Origin of the sequence: Anaerococcus prevotii DSM 20548 (genome assembly GCF_000024105.1) — a bacterium.
Taxonomy (GTDB): domain Bacteria; phylum Bacillota; class Clostridia; order Tissierellales; family Peptoniphilaceae; genus Anaerococcus; species Anaerococcus prevotii.
Window position 1 is genome coordinate 207509 of the sequence record NC_013171.1, and the last position, 17360, is coordinate 224868.

Consider the following 17360-nt stretch of genomic DNA (forward strand, 5'->3'; position numbering starts at 1 on the left):
TTTTTTGCGACATTTATCAATTTGTGGTAAAATTAACATTGAAGGTGCGCTAGTGCACTTTCCTTATTTTGGAATTAATCCTTGGATATGGAGGAAAGTATGAGGATTCTATCTGTAGAAAATGAGAATGGGGTATCCTCACTTATTAATTCTCGTTTCAATAAAAGTGAAGTACTTGTAGAAAAAATCGATTCAGTAGATGATCTCTTGTTTAGGGATTTAGAAGGAGTCGATCTAATCTTGGTCGACATGACCCACAACAAGTGCTTGCAAGTTATACAATTTATAAAACAAAAGACTAATATTCCTGTTATATATCTAACAGAAAGATATAAGAAAAACCCTTACGAGGCAGAAATCGATGATAAGGAATTTGTCATTCACTCTGTAACCAGGCAGGAGTTTATAAAGGATGTCTTTAGGAAAGTAGAAGAGCTTAGAGAAGCAAACATCATAAGCATGGGTATCTGCAGTCTCGAAGAGGATAATGGGATTTTTAGGATTGGCAATGATATCCTAGACTTGACCAAAAGCGAGATAGCGATTTGCTCAATTCTAATCAAAAATATGGGAAGTATCCTAAGTAAGGAAGAAATAGTTGAAGAAATGGCCCGAAAAGGCTTTGACACAACTGAAAGATCAGTCAGAGAGTACATAAGAAAGATTAGAAGCCAATTCAAAAAAGCAAAGCTCAGTCCTATAAAGACCGTAAGCAAGAAGGGCTACAAATGGGTGCTGGATAAGTGTGAAAACGAATAGCATTTTTCTTGCAAAAGATCTTTTATCTGGTATGATGAACTTAAGAATAAACTAAATATTATCGCTTAGCGATATCTTCAGGGAAAGGTGAAATTCCTTAACCGGCGGTAAAGTCCGCGAGTCTATTTGACTGAATTGGTGTAATTCCAATACCGACAGTAAAGTCTGGATGAAAGAAGATTAATATTAATCTACTTTTTTTGCCCTGATATCGGGCATTTTTTATTGCCCATAAGGAGGAAGTATGAATAGAAGTAAAACATTTAGTTTAAACTCAGTTGTTAAAGTTGGTATCTTGGCAGCCTTTGCCTATGTATTGATGTTTATCCAATTTCCGATACCAATAGCCCCACCTTTTATGAAGGTTGACCTAGCTGATGTGCCAGCCCTTATCGGTGGCTTTGCTATGGGACCTTGGTATGGTGTTTTAATCCAACTTATCAAAAATATCTTAAATCTGACCAAGACTACTACAGGTGGAGTTGGAGAACTATCTAACTTTATAGTGGGTGCAGTTTTTGTCTATGTTTCATCAAGTATTTATAAAAATAGAAAGACTAAAAAGACAGCTATCTTTTCTTTGGCTCTTGGTGTTGTTGCAATGACAGCAGTTGCCACACTTTCAAACGCCTTTATAGTTTTCCCAACCTATGCTAAGGTTATGGGCCTTGACCTAAATGCCTTTGTGGGTATGACAGCTAAGACAAATGGTCTAGTTAAAAGCTACTTTAGCCTAATGCTTTTATCTATTGCACCATTTAATCTTGTCAAAGGCTTTGTAGCAAGTTTTGTAACAGAATTAGTTTATAAAAGAGTTTCCCCAATCATCAAAAGAAGATAAGAAGAGATTCTTAAGCTCAATCATTGTGGTTGGGCTTTTTTTATTGGGCCTTCTTTAGTATAATAGAAGCTAAGAGGAATTATGATTATTAAAAACTTAGAAGAATTAAAAAAATTTGCTTATAAATTTGCCCCTCTTTTAAAAGAGGGTGATGTTATAAATCTTAAGGGAGATATGGGAGCGGGAAAGACTACTCTCACTGGCTATATATCAGAGTACTTTGCCATAGAGGACTCTTCTTCTCCTACTTTTGCCATTGTAAATATCTATGAAGGGGATAAGAAGATTTATCATTTGGACCTTTATAGGTTTGATGATCCTGAAGAGATCTTCGATATAGATTTCGAGGAGTACTTCTATCCGGAAGATGCCATAACAATACTAGAATGGGCAGAAAATGTAAGGCCTTACTTGCCTGAAGATATGATAAATATAAGTATAGAAAAATTAGGAGAAAATGAGAGAGAGATTACAATTGACTCTGGGTCAATTAGAGGAAGTGAAATAAATGAATATTTTAGCAATTGATACATCTACAATGATTTCGACCGTGACTATATCAGATGGGGTGGAGATTATTGGAGATTTTAATGTCAACCAACAGAAAACTCACAGCGAATCTCTGGTTCCTATGATTGAGACCTTGCTAAATCTTTTGGGGATGAAGGTAGGAGATATAGATAAGTTCGTTATTAGCAAGGGGCCAGGTTCTTTTACAGGCCTTAGGATTGGGATGACCATAGCAAAGACCCTAGCCCAAGCTACAGGTAAGGATCTTATTGCCATATCAACCCTCCTAGCCCTTGCTAACAATTCATCATCAGCTAGATTAAAGGTTCCAATGATAGATGCCAGGGGTAATAGAGTCTATGCGGCAGTATATGATGAAAACTTTAATGAAGTGATCAAGGAAGATTTGTATACCATAGATGACTTTGCAAGTAGGGTAAATGACCTAGGACGTGATGTTGAGCTTATCGGAACTTTGAATGAAAAATATGAGGATAAGTTTGATAAAGCTATGAGCCTTCCTTTAAATTTCAATAATTCTATAGGAAGGTCTCTGGTAAAGATTGCCATAGAGGAAGATTTTCCGAAAAAAGAGCTTTATGAGATTGTTCCAAACTACCTTAGAGCCAGTCAGGCAGAAAGAGAGTTAGCCAAAAATGATAAGAAGGATGGAAATAAAGGACGCTGATAGGGTTTACGAGATTGAAAATGCTTCATTCTTTGAACCCTGGACTAAGAAGAATCTTATAAAAGAGCTTACTGCCAATTCGTTCTTAAACCACTATGTATATGAGCTAGATGGTCAGATAGTGGGCTTTTACATAGCGAGCAAGGTCCTAGACCTAGTAGAAATCTTTACCATAGCAGTAGATGAAGACTACAGAAAGCGTGGTATTGGTAAAGAACTCTTATCCCACCTTATAGAAAAAAGTAAGGAGAGCGGAGCTAGGGAAATTTGGCTAGAAGTTTCTGTCAAAAACTTTAAGGCTATAGGACTTTATGAAAAGTTTGGCTTTGAAAAAGATGGCATCAGGAAAAACTATTATCAAAAATTGGGAGAAGATGCCTACAATATGAAAAGGAAATTATATGAGTGATTTTTATACTATGGGAATTGAGACAAGCTGTGACGATAGTTCTGTTGCGATTCTCAAAAACGATAGAGAAGTATTGGTGAATTTGATATCATCACAGATTGATATTCATGCACTTTTCGGAGGAGTTGTGCCAGAGATTGCAAGTAGAAAGCATCTCGAAGCTATAAATCCCCTAATAGAGAAGGCCTTAGCCGATACTAATTTAAGTTATGATGACATAGATCTTATATCTGTAACCAAGGGACCAGGACTTATGGGGTCGCTCTTGGTTGGGATTTCTGCAGCTAAGGGTCTATCTCTTGCTACAGGTACTCCTTTGATTGGTGCCAATCACATGCAAGGGCATATTTGCGCCAACTATTTGTCAAACAAGGACCTAGAACCTCCCTTCATAAGTCTAGTCGTATCCGGAGGTCATACCTACCTATGTAAGGTCAATTCCTACACTGACTATGAAGTCATAGGAAAAACCTTAGATGATGCAGCAGGAGAATCCTTCGATAAGGTTGCAAGAAAAATTGGACTAGGCTATCCAGGAGGACCAAAGATCGATAAGCTAGCCAAAGAAGGAAATAAGGACGCTATAGACTTTCCTAGGGTGATGTTAGATAAGGGATCTTATGATTTTTCCTTCTCAGGTCTTAAGACAGCAGTCCTAAACTACGCCCACAAGCTTGAACAAAGGGGAGAAGAAGTAAACAAGGCTGACCTTGCAGCGAGCTTTCAAGAAGCTGTTGTCGATGTCTTGGTAGATAAGTCCATGATGCTTCTTAAAGAAACAGGCCTTAAGACTCTTGCCGTAAGCGGGGGAGTTGCTGCAAACTCTAGGCTTAAGGAAAGACTTAAGGAAGAATGCGATAAGGAAGGAATCAAATTCTACCATCCATCTGTAATTTTGTGCACAGATAATGCGGCAATGATTGCCATGGCGGGTTTCTTAAATTATAAAAACGGAGTCGTAGACGATAATTTCATGAAAGTCTACCCGAATTTGGAATTATGATATGCGAAAGAGAAATAAGAGAGAAAGAAATCTCATAAAAAGATACAACAACCTAGTAAAACTAAGCAGCCTTCTTTATTTTCTGGCAGGCTTAGGAGTCCTTGCCTTCGGCATTTATTATAGGGAGATTTTTGAAATAGTTTTCGGAGTCTTTGCCCTTGTATTTTCCTTCGCCAACCTCAAAAATAAAAACTATAGCCAAGCCTCTATTAGAAGACTTGAGCAGAATAGATTATCCTTTATTATAGTATTTATCATAATATATTCCTTGGTAAATCCTATAGGAAATATCCCCCTCCTCTACGATCTCTACAAGAGAGATTTGGTATTAAATGGAGGATTTCTAGATGAATAAGAAATTAAAGCTTGGCCTTATATTTTTCTCCTTAATCATAATGACTTCCTGCGTTGGAAGAAGGCTTGATTCTATGAAGAGCAAGAGGGCCATGAGAGAGTTCGATAACTCAGGGATTATCCTATCTGATGGGAGCTTTTTTCCAGACAAGATTACGGGATTTACAGTAGATGAGTACCTAAAGTGGTACAAGAACCTAGACGAGCCCCTAAGACTTCAAGTCCCAAAGGCCCAAAGACCCAAGGAATTGACCAAGGAAGAAAGGTTAGAAGATTTCGATTATTTCTTCAACCAAATCCAAAACAACTACCCCTTCTTTGGAGTTTTGAAGAGAAAACACAATATTGACTTTCTAAACAATTATGATAAATACAAGAAGATGGTAGAAGGCTGTGAAAACGACGAAGACTTTATGAAGGTCATGGAAGAGATTTGTGGAGATTTAAGGAATAATCATACAAGAATTGCCGATAAGGCCTATGTAGAAAAGACCCTCCTTTATTTTTCAAAAAACTGGAAATCGCCTTCGATTTATTATGAATTTTTAAATCTAAATAGGCAGGTTGTAAGAAACAGGTACGGTCTAGAAGGGGTCCAAAGTGATGTAGATAGCCCCCTTAGTCTTTCTAGAAGATCGGCCATTTTTGATAAGGATACTACAGTAAATCTAGAATTTGAAGAAGCTAGCGATGATATAGCAATCCTTAGGGTAAAGTCTATGGCAGGAAGTGAGAAATATACAGAAGACCTCAAGGTCCTAAAAGAATTCTTAAAAAACAAACACCTCTACAAGGCCCTTGCAATTGATATAAGGGGAAATGCCGGAGGTAATATGGAATATTGGCAAAATTTCCTCCTTCCAAAGCTTATAACTGGGCCCAAAACTGTAACAAATAAGCTCTTTTTCAAAGAGTCCAACCAGGCCAAGCTCATGTTTTCTGACGATAGATACAATGTCGAAAGACTTTCTAATGTAGATATATCGGCTATTAAACTCGACAACGAAGAAGACCTTAAGCGCTTTGACTTTTACATGAAGGATATAATTACAGTAAATCCTGACACTTCTAACAAGGACTATGGCTTTGATGGGTCTATGTATCTTTTGGTAGATGGAAATGTCTTCTCGGCAGCAGAAGGCTTCGCCAACTTCATGAAATATTCAAATACAGCAACCCTTATAGGAAATACGACTGGGGGAGATGGGATAACTCTTGGAGTGATTAACTCTGTAATGCCTAATTCAGGCTTGGTTTTCACTTACACCAACACCCTAGGCTATGATCCAGCAGGAAAAATCAACGAGGAAAATCCAACAACTCCGGATATTATATCAAACTCCTACAGAGCTAGCCTAACTACTATAGACCAGCTTCTAGGAGCTAAGGAGTAAATAAGCTTCCAGGATAAATTTTTGTCTTGGAAGTTTTTCTTTTCAGAAATTGACTAGTAATAAATTTGTATGTATTATTATTAATAGAAAACAAATTAAGGAGCTAATATGAGTGAGAAATTAGATATATTAGAAGCTACTAGAGATAGGTACAAGAAGGCTTGCGATAAGCTTAAGTTAGACTCTGCTGTTTATGAAATATTAAAAGAGCCAGAAAGACTTATAGAAGTTGCGATTCCTATAAAGATGGACGATGGCAAGACCAAGGTATTTAAGGCCTTTAGATCAGCCCATTCTTCCGCCCTAGGTCCATCCAAGGGTGGGATAAGATTTGATAAAAATGTTACAAGAGAAGAAGTGATGGCTCTTTCTATGATGATGAGTATCAAGGTCGCTCTTTTGGGCCTTCCCCTAGGAGGTGGCAAGGGTGGTGTCATTGTAGATCCTAAAGAGCTTTCTGAAAGAGAAATCGAAAGCCTATCACGTGGTTTTGTTCGTGCTACTAATAATTATTTAGGAAGTAGAATAGATATTCCAGCTCCTGATGTAAATACAAACGCCAAGATTATGGGGTATTTCATCGATGAATATATAGCCCTAAATCAGGGAAGGGAAGATATTGCGACCTTTACAGGTAAGCCTCTTGCCCTCGGAGGATCTTTTGCAAGAGATCAGGCAACAGGTTTTGGTGTAGCCCTTGCTGTAAAATACGCATATGAGAGAAAAGATGAGGGCCTTAAGGGAAAAACTTTTATCTGCCAAGGCTTTGGTAATGTAGGCTACTTTGCAGCCAAATACATGTCTGAATTTGGAGCAAGGCTAATTGCTGTAAATGCAAGTGATAGAAAAGCTCCATCAGGTTCTTCTGCCATTATTAATGAAGATGGCCTAGATGTAGAAGAATTAAGGAAATTAAAAGAAGATGGATCTTCAGTCCTAGACTATGCTGATTCTAGAAAGATTAGTAACGAAGAATTCTTTGCCCTAGATACAGATATAATCCTTCCTTGTGCTCTAGAAAATGTCATCACAGAAAAAATCGCAAAGACCATAAAGGCCAAGGTCATATCAGAAGGGGCAAATGGTCCAACAACACCAGGTGGAGCACAAGTCCTTGAAGATAAGGGAGTTGTCCTTATACCAGATATCATGGCCAACTCTGGTGGAGTCCTAGTAAGTCATTACGAATGGATCCAAAACCAAATTGGATATTATTTTGACTATGACAAGGTTAAGGATAAGGAAGAAGGAGATCTGCTTAGGGTCTTTGAAAGAATCTTCGATATGGCAGAAGAGGAAAATGTCGATTTGAGGGAGGCTTCATTCATGGTAGCAATCAAATCCATGGCAGAAGCCCTCAAATACAAGGGAAGATATTGAATTTATGAGATGTAAATTCATAAGGGAGCTTAGGCTCCTTTTTTATTTAGAAGATTAAGATGAGGCCCTCATCTTGTAGGAGTATTTATTTCGAATATAATAGTAGGTAGGAAAGTTTTACTAAAATTAGATAAGGAATTATAATGAGGATAAAAAAATTTTTGGCTATAGTTTTTGTCGCCATAATTGCTTATTTTGGATCTAATACCATCCTTAATAAGCTGGAGAATAATGAACTCAAGAAAACCTATGGGGATGATTTCTCCTTTGATGATGATGCTATAGGAAGTAATGAACACGAACACCTTTTTTTGCTTGTAGGAGTTGATAAGAATTCAGACGATGATGACAATGACGATTTTACAAGAACAGATACCATAATGTTAGTCAAGGCTAATACTGAAACAGGAAAAATCGACATCCTATCTATCCCAAGAGACTCTAGGGTAAAGATTAGACAAGAGTTCGATAAGGTAAACCACGCCCACGCCTTTGGTGGAATAGAGCTTACTATCCAGACCTTAAGAAATTTCTTGGGCCTTGATATCGACTATTACGTCCAGGTAAACTACAAGGCTGTAGAAAATATAATAGATGCCCTAGGAGGGGTAGACTTCGATGTTCCTAAGGGAGTTTCGATAGACGTAGGAAGCCTTAAGATTAGAGAAGGGATGAATCACTTCGACGGCCAGCACGCCCTATGGTATCTCAGAACTAGGAAAATTTATGAAAACGGAGATATAGGAAGGGTTGAGGCCCAACAAGGATTTATGAAGGCCATGGTAGATCAAATAGTATCAAAGTCAGAAAAAATCAACCTAACGACCTTTGCAACTAACTACCTAAAATATGTAAAGACCAACCTTCCAATGGGAGTTCTAATGGACTTGACCAACAATATTGACAAGTTCTCATCAGATCAGGTCTCAACCTTTACAGTTCCAGGCAGAGAGCAAACAATTGAAGGAACTAGCTACTATCTACCAGAATTTGAGAAGACTTGGAGATTGGTAGACAAGGAATTTCAAAACTTTAAACTTAAAAATTGGGACAGGACCAAGGCGGGTATAGATGAGGATGGGAATATCCTAGATGGAAGAAAAAATCAAGTCGAAGAAGATCCAGTTCCACAGGCAGAAGTAGAGGCCCCTGTTAGGCAAGAAATAATAGAAGATACCGAACCACATTACTATGAACCAGCCCCTAGCTATGAGTACGAATATTATGAGCCAGAATATGTAGAAGAAGAGGTAGAAGAGGCTCTTCCTGAAGAAGCTCCTAAAGAAAAGGAAGAAAGCCCAAAGGAAACTGAGGAAAAGGTAGAAAAGTCTGATACTAGTGATAAAGATGAATGATAGGTGGGAAATGGAAGATAGAAGACAAAGAAAAGATGAACATATAGAAAATTATCTTAAAAGTGAAATCATAACAAATACCTTGCTGGAAGATATCTATATTGAACACAACGCTCTTTCTGATATGAATATGGAAGAGATTGATACTTCAATAGAATTTCTAGGAAGAAGAATATCCATGCCCCTTATGGTTAACGCCATGACAGGAGGAGGGGAAGCAGGAAGTGATATCAACGAAGACCTTTCCTCAATCTGTGAAGCAGTAGGCATACCCATGGCCTCAGGTAGTGAGGCTATCGCCATAAAGGACGAGGAAAGTCGTGATTCCTTCACACTCCTTAAGGATAAGGATATAATAAAAATCGGAAATCTAGGATCTGAGAGAAGCCTTGAAGATTTTATTTTCGCCAAAGATTTGATAGATGCAGACATTATGCAAGTTCACCTAAATATAGCCCAGGAGCTAGTCATGCCAGAAGGAGATAGGGACTTTAGGGGACTTGGTGAAAATATTAGAAATCTTGTAGAAAAACTCGATACTCCTATAATAGTAAAAGAAACAGGATCAGGAATTTCTAAAAGTGTTGCCAGTAAGCTACTAGATATGGGAGTAGAATACATCGATGTAGCCGGAAAGGGCGGAACTAACTTCATAGAAATCGAAGACCTAAGAGATGTGGAAACAGACTTTTCTGAATTTTACGATTGGGGAATCCCTACAGCGAAGTCCATCATAGATGTAAGGAGTGTATCGGAAGATGTTTTTATCATTGCATCAGGTGGCCTAAGAAATGCGACAGACATCGTAAAATCAATTATCATAGGAGCTGATATGGCTGCTATGAGTGGAGAAGTCCTAAGATACCTCCTTCATGGAGGCTACGAAGCTTGTGAGGACTTCCTAAAGGATTTACAATACAAGATAAAAATAATAATGTGCCTACTCGGAGTCAAAAATATAGAAGAATTGAAGAAAGTTGACTACAAGGTTGTTGGCAGACTTAAACAGCTTTTGGATTGATAGTTCTAGTCGCCCTAGCATAAATTGCTAGGGTTTTTTTGTTGAGGATTGAAAAGTTTAACTGTTAATGTACAATATATACAGTAGGAGGAAGAAGTGAATATAAAGATTAAATACTCGAGTGATGATCCTATATATTTACAGATAAAAAACCAAATACAAGATGCGATTTTAAATGATGAAGTTGACAAGAATAAAGCCTTGCCTTCTATTAGGTTTCTTGCAAAAGAACTTAGAGTAAGTGTTGCTACTACTAAAAGAGCCTATGATGAGTTAATTAAGGATGGATTGATAGATTCGGTTCCTGGCAAGGGAAATTTCGTAAAGGATATTAATCCCCAGTTTATTAGAGAAAAATATACCTTACAAATCGAAGAAAAACTAAAAGAAGCTATCGATTTATCTAAGCTTATAGGTTTTAGCAGGGATGAACTTCATGATTTACTGGATCTAATGGAGGAAGAATATGAATGATATCTTAAGTCTTAGACAGGTCGAAAAACAATTCGATAACTTTCATCTTGGTCCCTTGGACCTTGATATAAAAAGGGGTTCCGTTTTAGGCTTGATAGGTGAAAATGGAGCTGGGAAGTCTACTAGTATCAGGCTCATTTTATCTAATATTGAAGAGAAAGAAGGAGAAATCTACATATTTGGTAAAAAGAAGAAGGATTTGACCGAAAATGAAAGAAAAAAGATAGCCTTTGTTTTTGATGATTTGTATTTACCTCAAGATATGAATTTAAGGCAAGTAGAAAAATTTCATAGTTTATTTTTTGGAAGCTTATGGGAATCAAATATGTTTTGGAATTTGGTAGAAAAATTCGATTTACCAAAAGATAAAGACCTAAAATTATTTTCTAGAGGAATGCAGATGAAAACATCTCTTATCCTAGCCTTAAGTCACAATGCAGATTTACTTATTTTGGATGAAGCGACAAGTGGCCTTGATCCCATAGCAAGAGACGATATACTAGATCTTCTTCTAGATTTTATTCAAGATGAGAATAAAAGTATACTTATTTCTTCTCATATATTATCTGATCTGGAAAAAATAGCTGATGAAATTGCCTTTATCCATAAGGGAAAAATAATTTTTTTAGAGAATAAAGAAGACTTAAAAGAGAAATATGGTATTGCTACTCTAAGTAAAGATGAGTTTGAAAGCCTAGATAAGAGAGCTATTGTAGGAGTGAGAAAGCATTCTTTTGGAATAGAATGCCTCATAGAAAAAAGCTTGGTCCCAGAGGGACTTGATATGGATAAGGCTAGGATAGAAGATATTATGGTTTTTATGATAAAGGAGAAATACAATGAGAGCCTTGATATATAAAGATTTCTTGGTAATAAAAAAGATATTTATCTACTTATATTTATTGACAGGAGTAGTAGGAATATCTTTTGTAAAAATGGATAAATTTTTTATACTTCCAATGTACTTTGTAATAATTCCTATAAGACTTATAGGTGCTTTATTTGAAACGGACAATAACTACTCGGTAGATAGGTACTTGATAGCAAGTGGATTTTCAAGAAGAAAAATTGTTATATCAAGATATGTCTTTCTTTGGATTATAACTTTAACATCACTTTTAATTAGTCTAGCATTAATATTTTTCTTGAAAGTGAAAATTGAAAACTTAAGCTTACTCCTATTTTTATCTATCTTAATAGTTGCATCTGAATTTATTTCATTAATTGAAATACCTTTGATGTACAAATTAGGATCAAATAAAACAAGACAATTAACCTCTATTTCATATCTCTTGGGATTTGCTATATTTATGATAATAGGAAAAAATAAAGAAAATCTGGGAAGATTTTTGCTTGGAAATCTATCTATAAGTGAAAACACCTTAGCTTTTGCAATTCTTATTTTTATAATCTTATTAAATCTAGTGTCTTTACTTGTTTCTTTTAAGATTTTTGATAATAAAGAAGTTTAATTAACTTATAAAATATCGTAAAGGGGCTGTTGCAAAACTATGAATAATCATCGTACCATCGTTAGAAGGTTCTCTTAGGAAATTTTCAGTGGAGCCTGCCGGCTCATGGAGGCAAAATTTCCGTGGAGGTTCTTCTAACGATAATGGTGCGATTTATTCATTCTGCAACAGCCCCTTAAATTTTATTTTAGCCTTGAAGGCCTTCGGCTTGTCTTTGCATATTTTCTACTACTATGTCGTGGATTTCTCCAAGGCTTGCTGCGTATTCCAAGACTTCCCAAGGTTTATTGGAGTGGAAGTGGATTTTTATTAGATCTTCATCTCCTACAGCAAGGAGGCTGTCTCCTTCTAGGTTTTCTGTTATATAGTCAAATATTTCGTCTTCATCTAGGTTCTCGCCTGCTATTAACATTTGGCAGTCGAATTTAAATTCTAATTGTTCAGTCATTCTTTCTCCTTATTTGTTAAGATTTCTTTTTAGTTCTTCTTCTAAGCTTTTAATTTCAGCTTTGGCAAGCTCTCTATTCTTTTTACCCTCGATTTGGATATTTCTAACTTCTTCTATGGTTGAAATCAAAGCCTCGTTGGTATGCTTAATTGTATCTAGGTCGATTATACCACGTTCTGTGGCCTTAGCAGTCTCGATTGTGTTTTGTTTTAGGGTATCTGCATTTTTCCTTAAGAGATCATTGGTTAAGTCTGTAACTCTCTTTTGGGTCCTTATGGCTTGGTCGGTGTGATTCATGCCTAGGGCTAGGACCATTTGGTTCTTCCAGAGTGGAATGGTGTTTACTATGGTTGTTTGAATCTTTTCTGCCATAATTGAGTTTGATGATTGGACCATCCTGATTTGTGGGGCCATTTGGATTGAGACCATCCTTGTAAGGTCCAAATCATGGAGCTTTTTCTCGAAGCGGTTGGCCTGAGCCTTTAGGTCGTTTACCTTCTGGGCGTCAAGAGGGAGGTTAGACTCACGGGCCTTGGATTCAAGAGCAGGTATATCCTCGTTGTAAGTTGCCATAAGCTTTCTATTACCTGCTTCTATATACATTGAGATTTCCTTATAATAGTCTTCATTTAGCTCATACATCTGATCGAGCATGGAAATATCTTTCATCAAGGTTATTTGGTGGTTTTCTAAGATTTTGGATATATCTCCTATGTTTTTTTCCGCCGATTGATATTTAGATTTTAGGGCATCTATCTTGTTTACTTGTTTTTTGAAAAATCCTAAAGGGCCAGAAGTCTCTTCCGCATCCATTGACTTTATATCTACAACCAATTTGTCTAGGAGGCCGCCAATTTCTCCAAGGTCTTTGTTTTTTACGGTATCCAGGGTCTTTTCTGAGAAGTTTGAAATCTTTTTTTGGGCACCAGATCCGTATTGGAGGATGATATTTGTATCTTCTAGATCGATTTTTTTGGAAAACTCATCGATCATCTTTTCTTCGTCAGGGGAAAATGTGATTTTATTTTCTACTAGGTCAATTTCTTTGTCACTTATTGTATCGAGCTTATCGTCTTCTGATAATCCGTCTAGTCTTAATTCTATATCGCTCATATTAACTCCAATCATCTTCTGTTAGTCCCTCTTGTTTGAGTAAGAGGTTAATTGTGTCGATTTCTGTCTTTATGTCCATGGCTCTATCGTCTAGGAGGTCGATTTTCATCTTGTCGAAGGCTTCGGCTATAGTTTTGATTGATTCTTCGATTTCTTCCATAGATTTTACTATCCTAGCATCCCTAGAATTTATCATTTCAAATTCTTTGTAGGAAGTGGCAAGTTTAAGGCTTGTTGGCAAGTAATAGGTTGAAAACTTGCCGAGGCCTGTTGCTTTATCTGGATATTTTTCTATGATCTTCAGAATATCTGTAGAATTTTCTATTAGATTTCCTAAAGACTCTTTAAAGCTAGGACTTTCTATCTCGTCTCTTTTCTCGCTTAACTTATCAAGAGATGTGATTGACTCGGCAATGATCTCTTGGGATTTTTCCTTATTTAGGTCCTCTACTGATAGGTTTTCTCCGTCTATTTCTACATCGTCAGTGAGGTTTTTCCTGTAAGAAGGTATCTGGTCGAGCTTTTCCTTATAGAGCTTGAAGGTTGGAATATCTAGGATAAATATCTTCCCATCTTCTACAATTCTTGCTTGTTTGAAGTAGTTTTTCCTCATCATGTAGAGGAGGTCTTTTGTAGTTTCTTCCTCACTTTGGGCAACCCCACTTGCCAGATCTCTTATGGAGATTACTGTATTATCTCCAAGCTCTCTTAGAAATCTGACGTAGTTATTGGATAGTCTTTTATACCTATTTCCTAATTTCCAAAGGGCATAGGGAACTGATATAGTAAGGGCTAGGGATATAAGGGATGCAAATAACATAGTAAATCCGCCACCATAGTGCATTTCTGTGAAGGAATCTATGGTAATTGCAAAAAAGCAAAGGGCAGAAATTATTGAAGCTATTTTTGCTAAAATGTTAAATCCTGCTTGAGGTGGCTTTTGCTCACAAACTTTTGGGTTTCTAGTTGCTGGCACATTTTTCTTACTAGAAGATGAGAAAGCCTTTATGGCTCCGTTGACAGAGTTTTTGATCTTTACGCCGATTTCTGCGAAAGGGATGTCATCTAAGTCGAAGCTTTCTATATCCTCTGCGTAGTCATAAAAAGATTTTTTGTGTTTTTTGTTTTTATCTGACATAATTCTTCCTTTTGTTTTCTTAATTACATCATACTACAAATCAAGATATTATAAAATAAATTTAAATATATTGTAATATAAGTTAATTATCTTAATCAGCTAGATCGACTATCTTATCGAATAAGTCTTTTTTCTCAAGGATTTTTCCTCTATTTCCGAAAACAAGGATATTATTGTAGGCGAGGGCCTTATCTAAAATATCTGCCAAAGCTCTTATATCAGATAAGTCTGCTTCTTTGATCTCTTTTAGGATTTCCTCTTCATCTTTAGGATTTTCCTTATTGTAATTAACAAAGTCACTATCTGCCTTTTGGGAAGGAGACTTAGGTCTTAGAAACTTACCCATGGTTGAAATTTGCTGGTTAGCGAATTCCCCATCGTCCATATCAAGCTTTCTTGCGATTTCAGAAATCTTATCATAGCTTTCTAGAGTCTTTTCTATATTAGGGTCCCTGTAGGAGTAAGTTGAAAAAAGAGCTGACCTATCTATAATCATCCCTGCTCCATAAGCCCCTCCCTTGGCTCTGATTAACTCGTATAGATAAGGGTTTGATATTATTGAGCTTGCAAGAGATAAGCTCCCCTTATAGGAAAGACCTAAATCCTTGAGGTCTCGTGATTTGGAAATGTAATTTACACTTGCATCAGATAAGATGGCTTCTTTTATTGGATTTTTCTTGAAATCTAGTGGTTTTTTGTCGAATCTTTCATCAAGGAAGGCAAATTCTTCTAAGATATTTTCCTTCAAGCTTTCAAAATCTTTCCTATCTCCGGTAATATTTAAGGTCAGATCTGTAGATAGGATTTTTCTATATAGATTTTCTAGCTCGCTTTTTAAAGTATCAAAGTCTTCGCTTGCTTTTTGGATAGCATCTTTTATGAAAAGATAGTAGTCTATTCCAGAAAGTTTCTCCTTGATATAGGATAGCTTATCTATATGGGAATTATTCCTATTTATGGCTATGAGATGGCCTGAATCATACATGCCTGATTCAAAGACTGACTTTCTTATCCTTAGAAGCTCGAGGATTCTTTTTTGATCATCAAAGATTGTATTTACCAAAAAGTCCTTCACTATTTCCACAGCTCTTGGAATATTTTCCCTAGTAGTCTTGAAAGTTACTTTAAAGTTATTTTCGATTTTGTCGTCATTTATCCTAATGCTTGCTATAGTAAAGTTTAGTCCTGTTAGATATTGCCATATTACATCATCTATATCCTTGTAGGAAATATTTTTGGTATCAATTGATCCTAAGAGTTCTCCAATTAGCTGGAGATTTTGCATTTCATCTAAGCTTAAATGATCAATATTAAAGTAAAGATTAGCATAGATTAGACCGCTTGTTTCAAGTTCGTGGTAGACGAATTTGAACTTATCTTCATGGACTTCTCTAGGGGTTTTAGGAAGAGTCGTAGGCACATCGCGAAGCTCTAGTCTTGGTATTGTAGCCTTCTCTTCTGCTGTGTTTTCCCTATTTTGATAATCTTTAAGGGCTTCTAGGTCATCTTCGATTTTCTTAAGAGATATAGGAGTCATCTCCTCGTTTAACTTTTCGATTTTTTCATTGAATTCCTCATCTTGCTTTTTCCTATAGTCCTTGTCGGCTCTTGCTATATGGACGAGCTTGGTTTTGTTATTTAGGAAGTATTTTTTTATGAAATCCTCGTAATAACCAGTCCCGATTAGCTTTCTTAGCTCATCTAGGGTATCGACCAGCCTATATACAGAGAAGGGATCTGCATCAAGACTTGTCATTAGTATATAGGAAAGTCCGCGACTAGTATCATTTAGGCTCTCTCTTTGGGCAAAATCAAATATAGAAAAGGCAGACTTAAGACTTTCTATAGAAAGATTCTTACTTGCTTCTTCTAGGCCATTTTCTATTATTTCTACAAAGTCCTCGACCTTATTTCCGTCAGTCTTTTGAGCTTGGATTAGGACAGAAGACCTATTGCCATATCCTGGTCTTGCGTAGAAGTACTCTGGAGCAAGTTTCTCATTAATTTCATTTCTAATCTTTGATGAGTCCATATTAAAGATGGTATTTACAAGGATAGAAAGGGTTAGATAGTCTTTGCTATCAAGGGCAGAGCTTGCGAGGAAAGCATAGGAAAGATAATCAGAGTCTTCCTCGATTTTACTTGCTGGATAAGTGCCTTCGATTATTTCAGGATAGTAATTCTCTTTGACTTCTATTTCATTATCAAAGTCTTCGTAGTCATACTTGCTTAGGTATTCTTCGTCCAAGCGGGTAAGGAGTGGGTCTATGTCCATATTTCCATAGAAATAAATTAGACAGTTGGATGGGTGGTAGTGGTTTTTGTAAAAATCAACAAACTCATCATAGGTCAAATCACCGATTTCTCTTGGATTTCCTCCAGATTCATACTCGTAAGGGCTATCCTTATATAAAAGCGAATTTATATCGTTATAGATTAGACTTTCAGGATCGGACAAGGCTCCCTTCATCTCGTTGTAGACAACGCCAGATATGCCAGTGATTTTCCCATCTTCCATTTCATAGTGCCAGCCCTCTTGGTCTAGGATTTCCTTTTTCTCTATGGCTAGGGGATTAAAGACTGCATCTAGGTACACATCGACTAGGTTAGAAAAGTCCTTATCGTTTTCACTTGATACAGGATAGACGGTCTTGTCAGGATAGGTCATGGCATTTAGGAAAGTCTGAAGGCTTGATGAAGCCATGTCCATAAAGGGGTCCTTGGTCCTGTATTTCTTCGATCCATTAAGGACAGAGTGCTCCATTATATGAGCCTTGCCCTTAGAATCAGTCGGTGGTGTCTTAAAGCTTATAGCAAAAGTCTTGTTTTCGTCATCTGTTTTTACATATATAATATTGGCCTTAGTCTTTTCGTGTTCATAGAGAAATACTGTTAGGCCTAAGTTTTCAAAATCTTCTTTTTTTAATAAATTGTAAGTCATAATTCCTCCGTTTTTTTAACTATACTTCAATAAAAAATTATCGATAACGGGTAAAGTTCT

Annotated in this window: 18 protein-coding genes and 1 riboswitch; of the genes, 14 read left to right on the forward strand and 4 right to left on the reverse strand. The window is 36.6% G+C overall.

The window, feature by feature from the left end:
* Positions 1-99: 99 nt before the first annotated feature.
* The 14 genes from APRE_RS00920 to APRE_RS00985 all read left to right on the forward strand — a co-directional run bounded on the left by APRE_RS00920 (position 100) and on the right by APRE_RS00985 (position 11660).
* Positions 100-759 carry a winged helix-turn-helix transcriptional regulator gene (locus APRE_RS00920; RefSeq protein WP_012803651.1) on the forward strand — a complete coding sequence of 220 codons (660 nt, stop codon included), beginning with the start codon at positions 100-102 and terminating at the stop codon, positions 757-759.
* A gap of 69 nt (positions 760-828) precedes the next feature.
* Positions 829-944: riboswitch (FMN riboswitch) on the forward strand.
* A gap of 59 nt (positions 945-1003) precedes the next feature.
* Positions 1004-1600: an ECF transporter S component gene (locus APRE_RS00925; RefSeq protein WP_012803652.1), complete on the forward strand. Its 597-nt coding sequence runs from the start codon at positions 1004-1006 to the stop codon at positions 1598-1600.
* 81 nt (positions 1601-1681) lie between these two features.
* Positions 1682-2128 carry a tRNA (adenosine(37)-N6)-threonylcarbamoyltransferase complex ATPase subunit type 1 TsaE gene (tsaE, locus tag APRE_RS00930; RefSeq protein ID WP_012803653.1) on the forward strand — a complete coding sequence of 149 codons (447 nt, stop codon included), beginning with the start codon at positions 1682-1684 and terminating at the stop codon, positions 2126-2128.
* Complete coding sequence (tsaB, locus tag APRE_RS00935; RefSeq protein ID WP_012803654.1) at positions 2109-2798, forward strand: tRNA (adenosine(37)-N6)-threonylcarbamoyltransferase complex dimerization subunit type 1 TsaB; 690 nt, start codon at positions 2109-2111, stop codon at positions 2796-2798. Before tsaE ends, tsaB begins: the two co-directional genes overlap by 20 nt.
* On the forward strand, positions 2767-3207 hold the full coding sequence (rimI, locus tag APRE_RS00940; RefSeq protein ID WP_012803655.1) for a ribosomal protein S18-alanine N-acetyltransferase: 441 nt from the start codon (positions 2767-2769) through the stop codon (positions 3205-3207). The genes tsaB and rimI overlap by 32 nt, the downstream gene beginning before the upstream one ends.
* Positions 3200-4210 (forward strand): tRNA (adenosine(37)-N6)-threonylcarbamoyltransferase complex transferase subunit TsaD, encoded by a 1011-nt coding sequence (gene tsaD / locus APRE_RS00945; RefSeq protein ID WP_012803656.1) that lies wholly within the window; start codon positions 3200-3202, stop codon positions 4208-4210. The genes rimI and tsaD overlap by 8 nt, the downstream gene beginning before the upstream one ends.
* Position 4211: 1 nt before the next feature.
* Entirely contained in the window at positions 4212-4565 is a 354-nt protein-coding gene (locus tag APRE_RS00950) for a hypothetical protein (RefSeq protein WP_012803657.1), read from the forward strand.
* Positions 4558-5958 (forward strand): S41 family peptidase, encoded by a 1401-nt coding sequence (locus tag APRE_RS00955; RefSeq protein ID WP_012803658.1) that lies wholly within the window; start codon positions 4558-4560, stop codon positions 5956-5958. The genes APRE_RS00950 and APRE_RS00955 overlap by 8 nt, the downstream gene beginning before the upstream one ends.
* A gap of 108 nt (positions 5959-6066) precedes the next feature.
* Positions 6067-7338 (forward strand): Glu/Leu/Phe/Val family dehydrogenase, encoded by a 1272-nt coding sequence (locus APRE_RS00960; protein ID WP_012803659.1) that lies wholly within the window; start codon positions 6067-6069, stop codon positions 7336-7338.
* A 143-nt stretch (positions 7339-7481) separates the two neighbouring features.
* Positions 7482-8693 (forward strand): LCP family protein, encoded by a 1212-nt coding sequence (locus tag APRE_RS00965; RefSeq protein ID WP_012803660.1) that lies wholly within the window; start codon positions 7482-7484, stop codon positions 8691-8693.
* 10 nt (positions 8694-8703) lie between these two features.
* Positions 8704-9714 carry a type 2 isopentenyl-diphosphate Delta-isomerase gene (fni, locus tag APRE_RS00970; protein WP_012803661.1) on the forward strand — a complete coding sequence of 337 codons (1011 nt, stop codon included), beginning with the start codon at positions 8704-8706 and terminating at the stop codon, positions 9712-9714.
* A 96-nt stretch (positions 9715-9810) separates the two neighbouring features.
* Positions 9811-10188: a GntR family transcriptional regulator gene (locus tag APRE_RS00975; protein ID WP_012803662.1), complete on the forward strand. Its 378-nt coding sequence runs from the start codon at positions 9811-9813 to the stop codon at positions 10186-10188.
* Entirely contained in the window at positions 10181-11047 is an 867-nt protein-coding gene (locus tag APRE_RS00980; protein WP_012803663.1) for an ABC transporter ATP-binding protein, read from the forward strand. Before APRE_RS00975 ends, APRE_RS00980 begins: the two co-directional genes overlap by 8 nt.
* Positions 11028-11660, forward strand: a complete 633-nt coding sequence (locus APRE_RS00985; RefSeq protein ID WP_012803664.1) for an ABC-2 transporter permease — start codon at positions 11028-11030, stop codon at positions 11658-11660. The genes APRE_RS00980 and APRE_RS00985 overlap by 20 nt, the downstream gene beginning before the upstream one ends.
* Positions 11661-11847: 187 nt before the next feature.
* On the opposite strand, the gene APRE_RS00990 is transcribed toward APRE_RS00985, so the two are convergent.
* The 4 genes from APRE_RS00990 to APRE_RS01005 all read right to left on the reverse strand — a co-directional run bounded on the left by APRE_RS00990 (position 11848) and on the right by APRE_RS01005 (position 17300).
* Entirely contained in the window at positions 11848-12108 is a 261-nt protein-coding gene (locus tag APRE_RS00990; RefSeq protein ID WP_015777160.1) for a hypothetical protein, read from the reverse strand.
* A gap of 9 nt (positions 12109-12117) precedes the next feature.
* Complete coding sequence (locus tag APRE_RS00995; RefSeq protein WP_015777161.1) at positions 12118-13221, reverse strand: toxic anion resistance protein; 1104 nt, start codon at positions 13219-13221, stop codon at positions 12118-12120.
* Position 13222: 1 nt separating this feature from the next.
* Positions 13223-14359: a 5-bromo-4-chloroindolyl phosphate hydrolysis family protein gene (locus tag APRE_RS01000; protein ID WP_015777162.1), complete on the reverse strand. Its 1137-nt coding sequence runs from the start codon at positions 14357-14359 to the stop codon at positions 13223-13225.
* Between the two features lie 91 nt (positions 14360-14450).
* Entirely contained in the window at positions 14451-17300 is a 2850-nt protein-coding gene (locus APRE_RS01005) for an insulinase family protein (RefSeq protein ID WP_015777163.1), read from the reverse strand.
* Positions 17301-17360 lie beyond the last annotated feature (60 nt).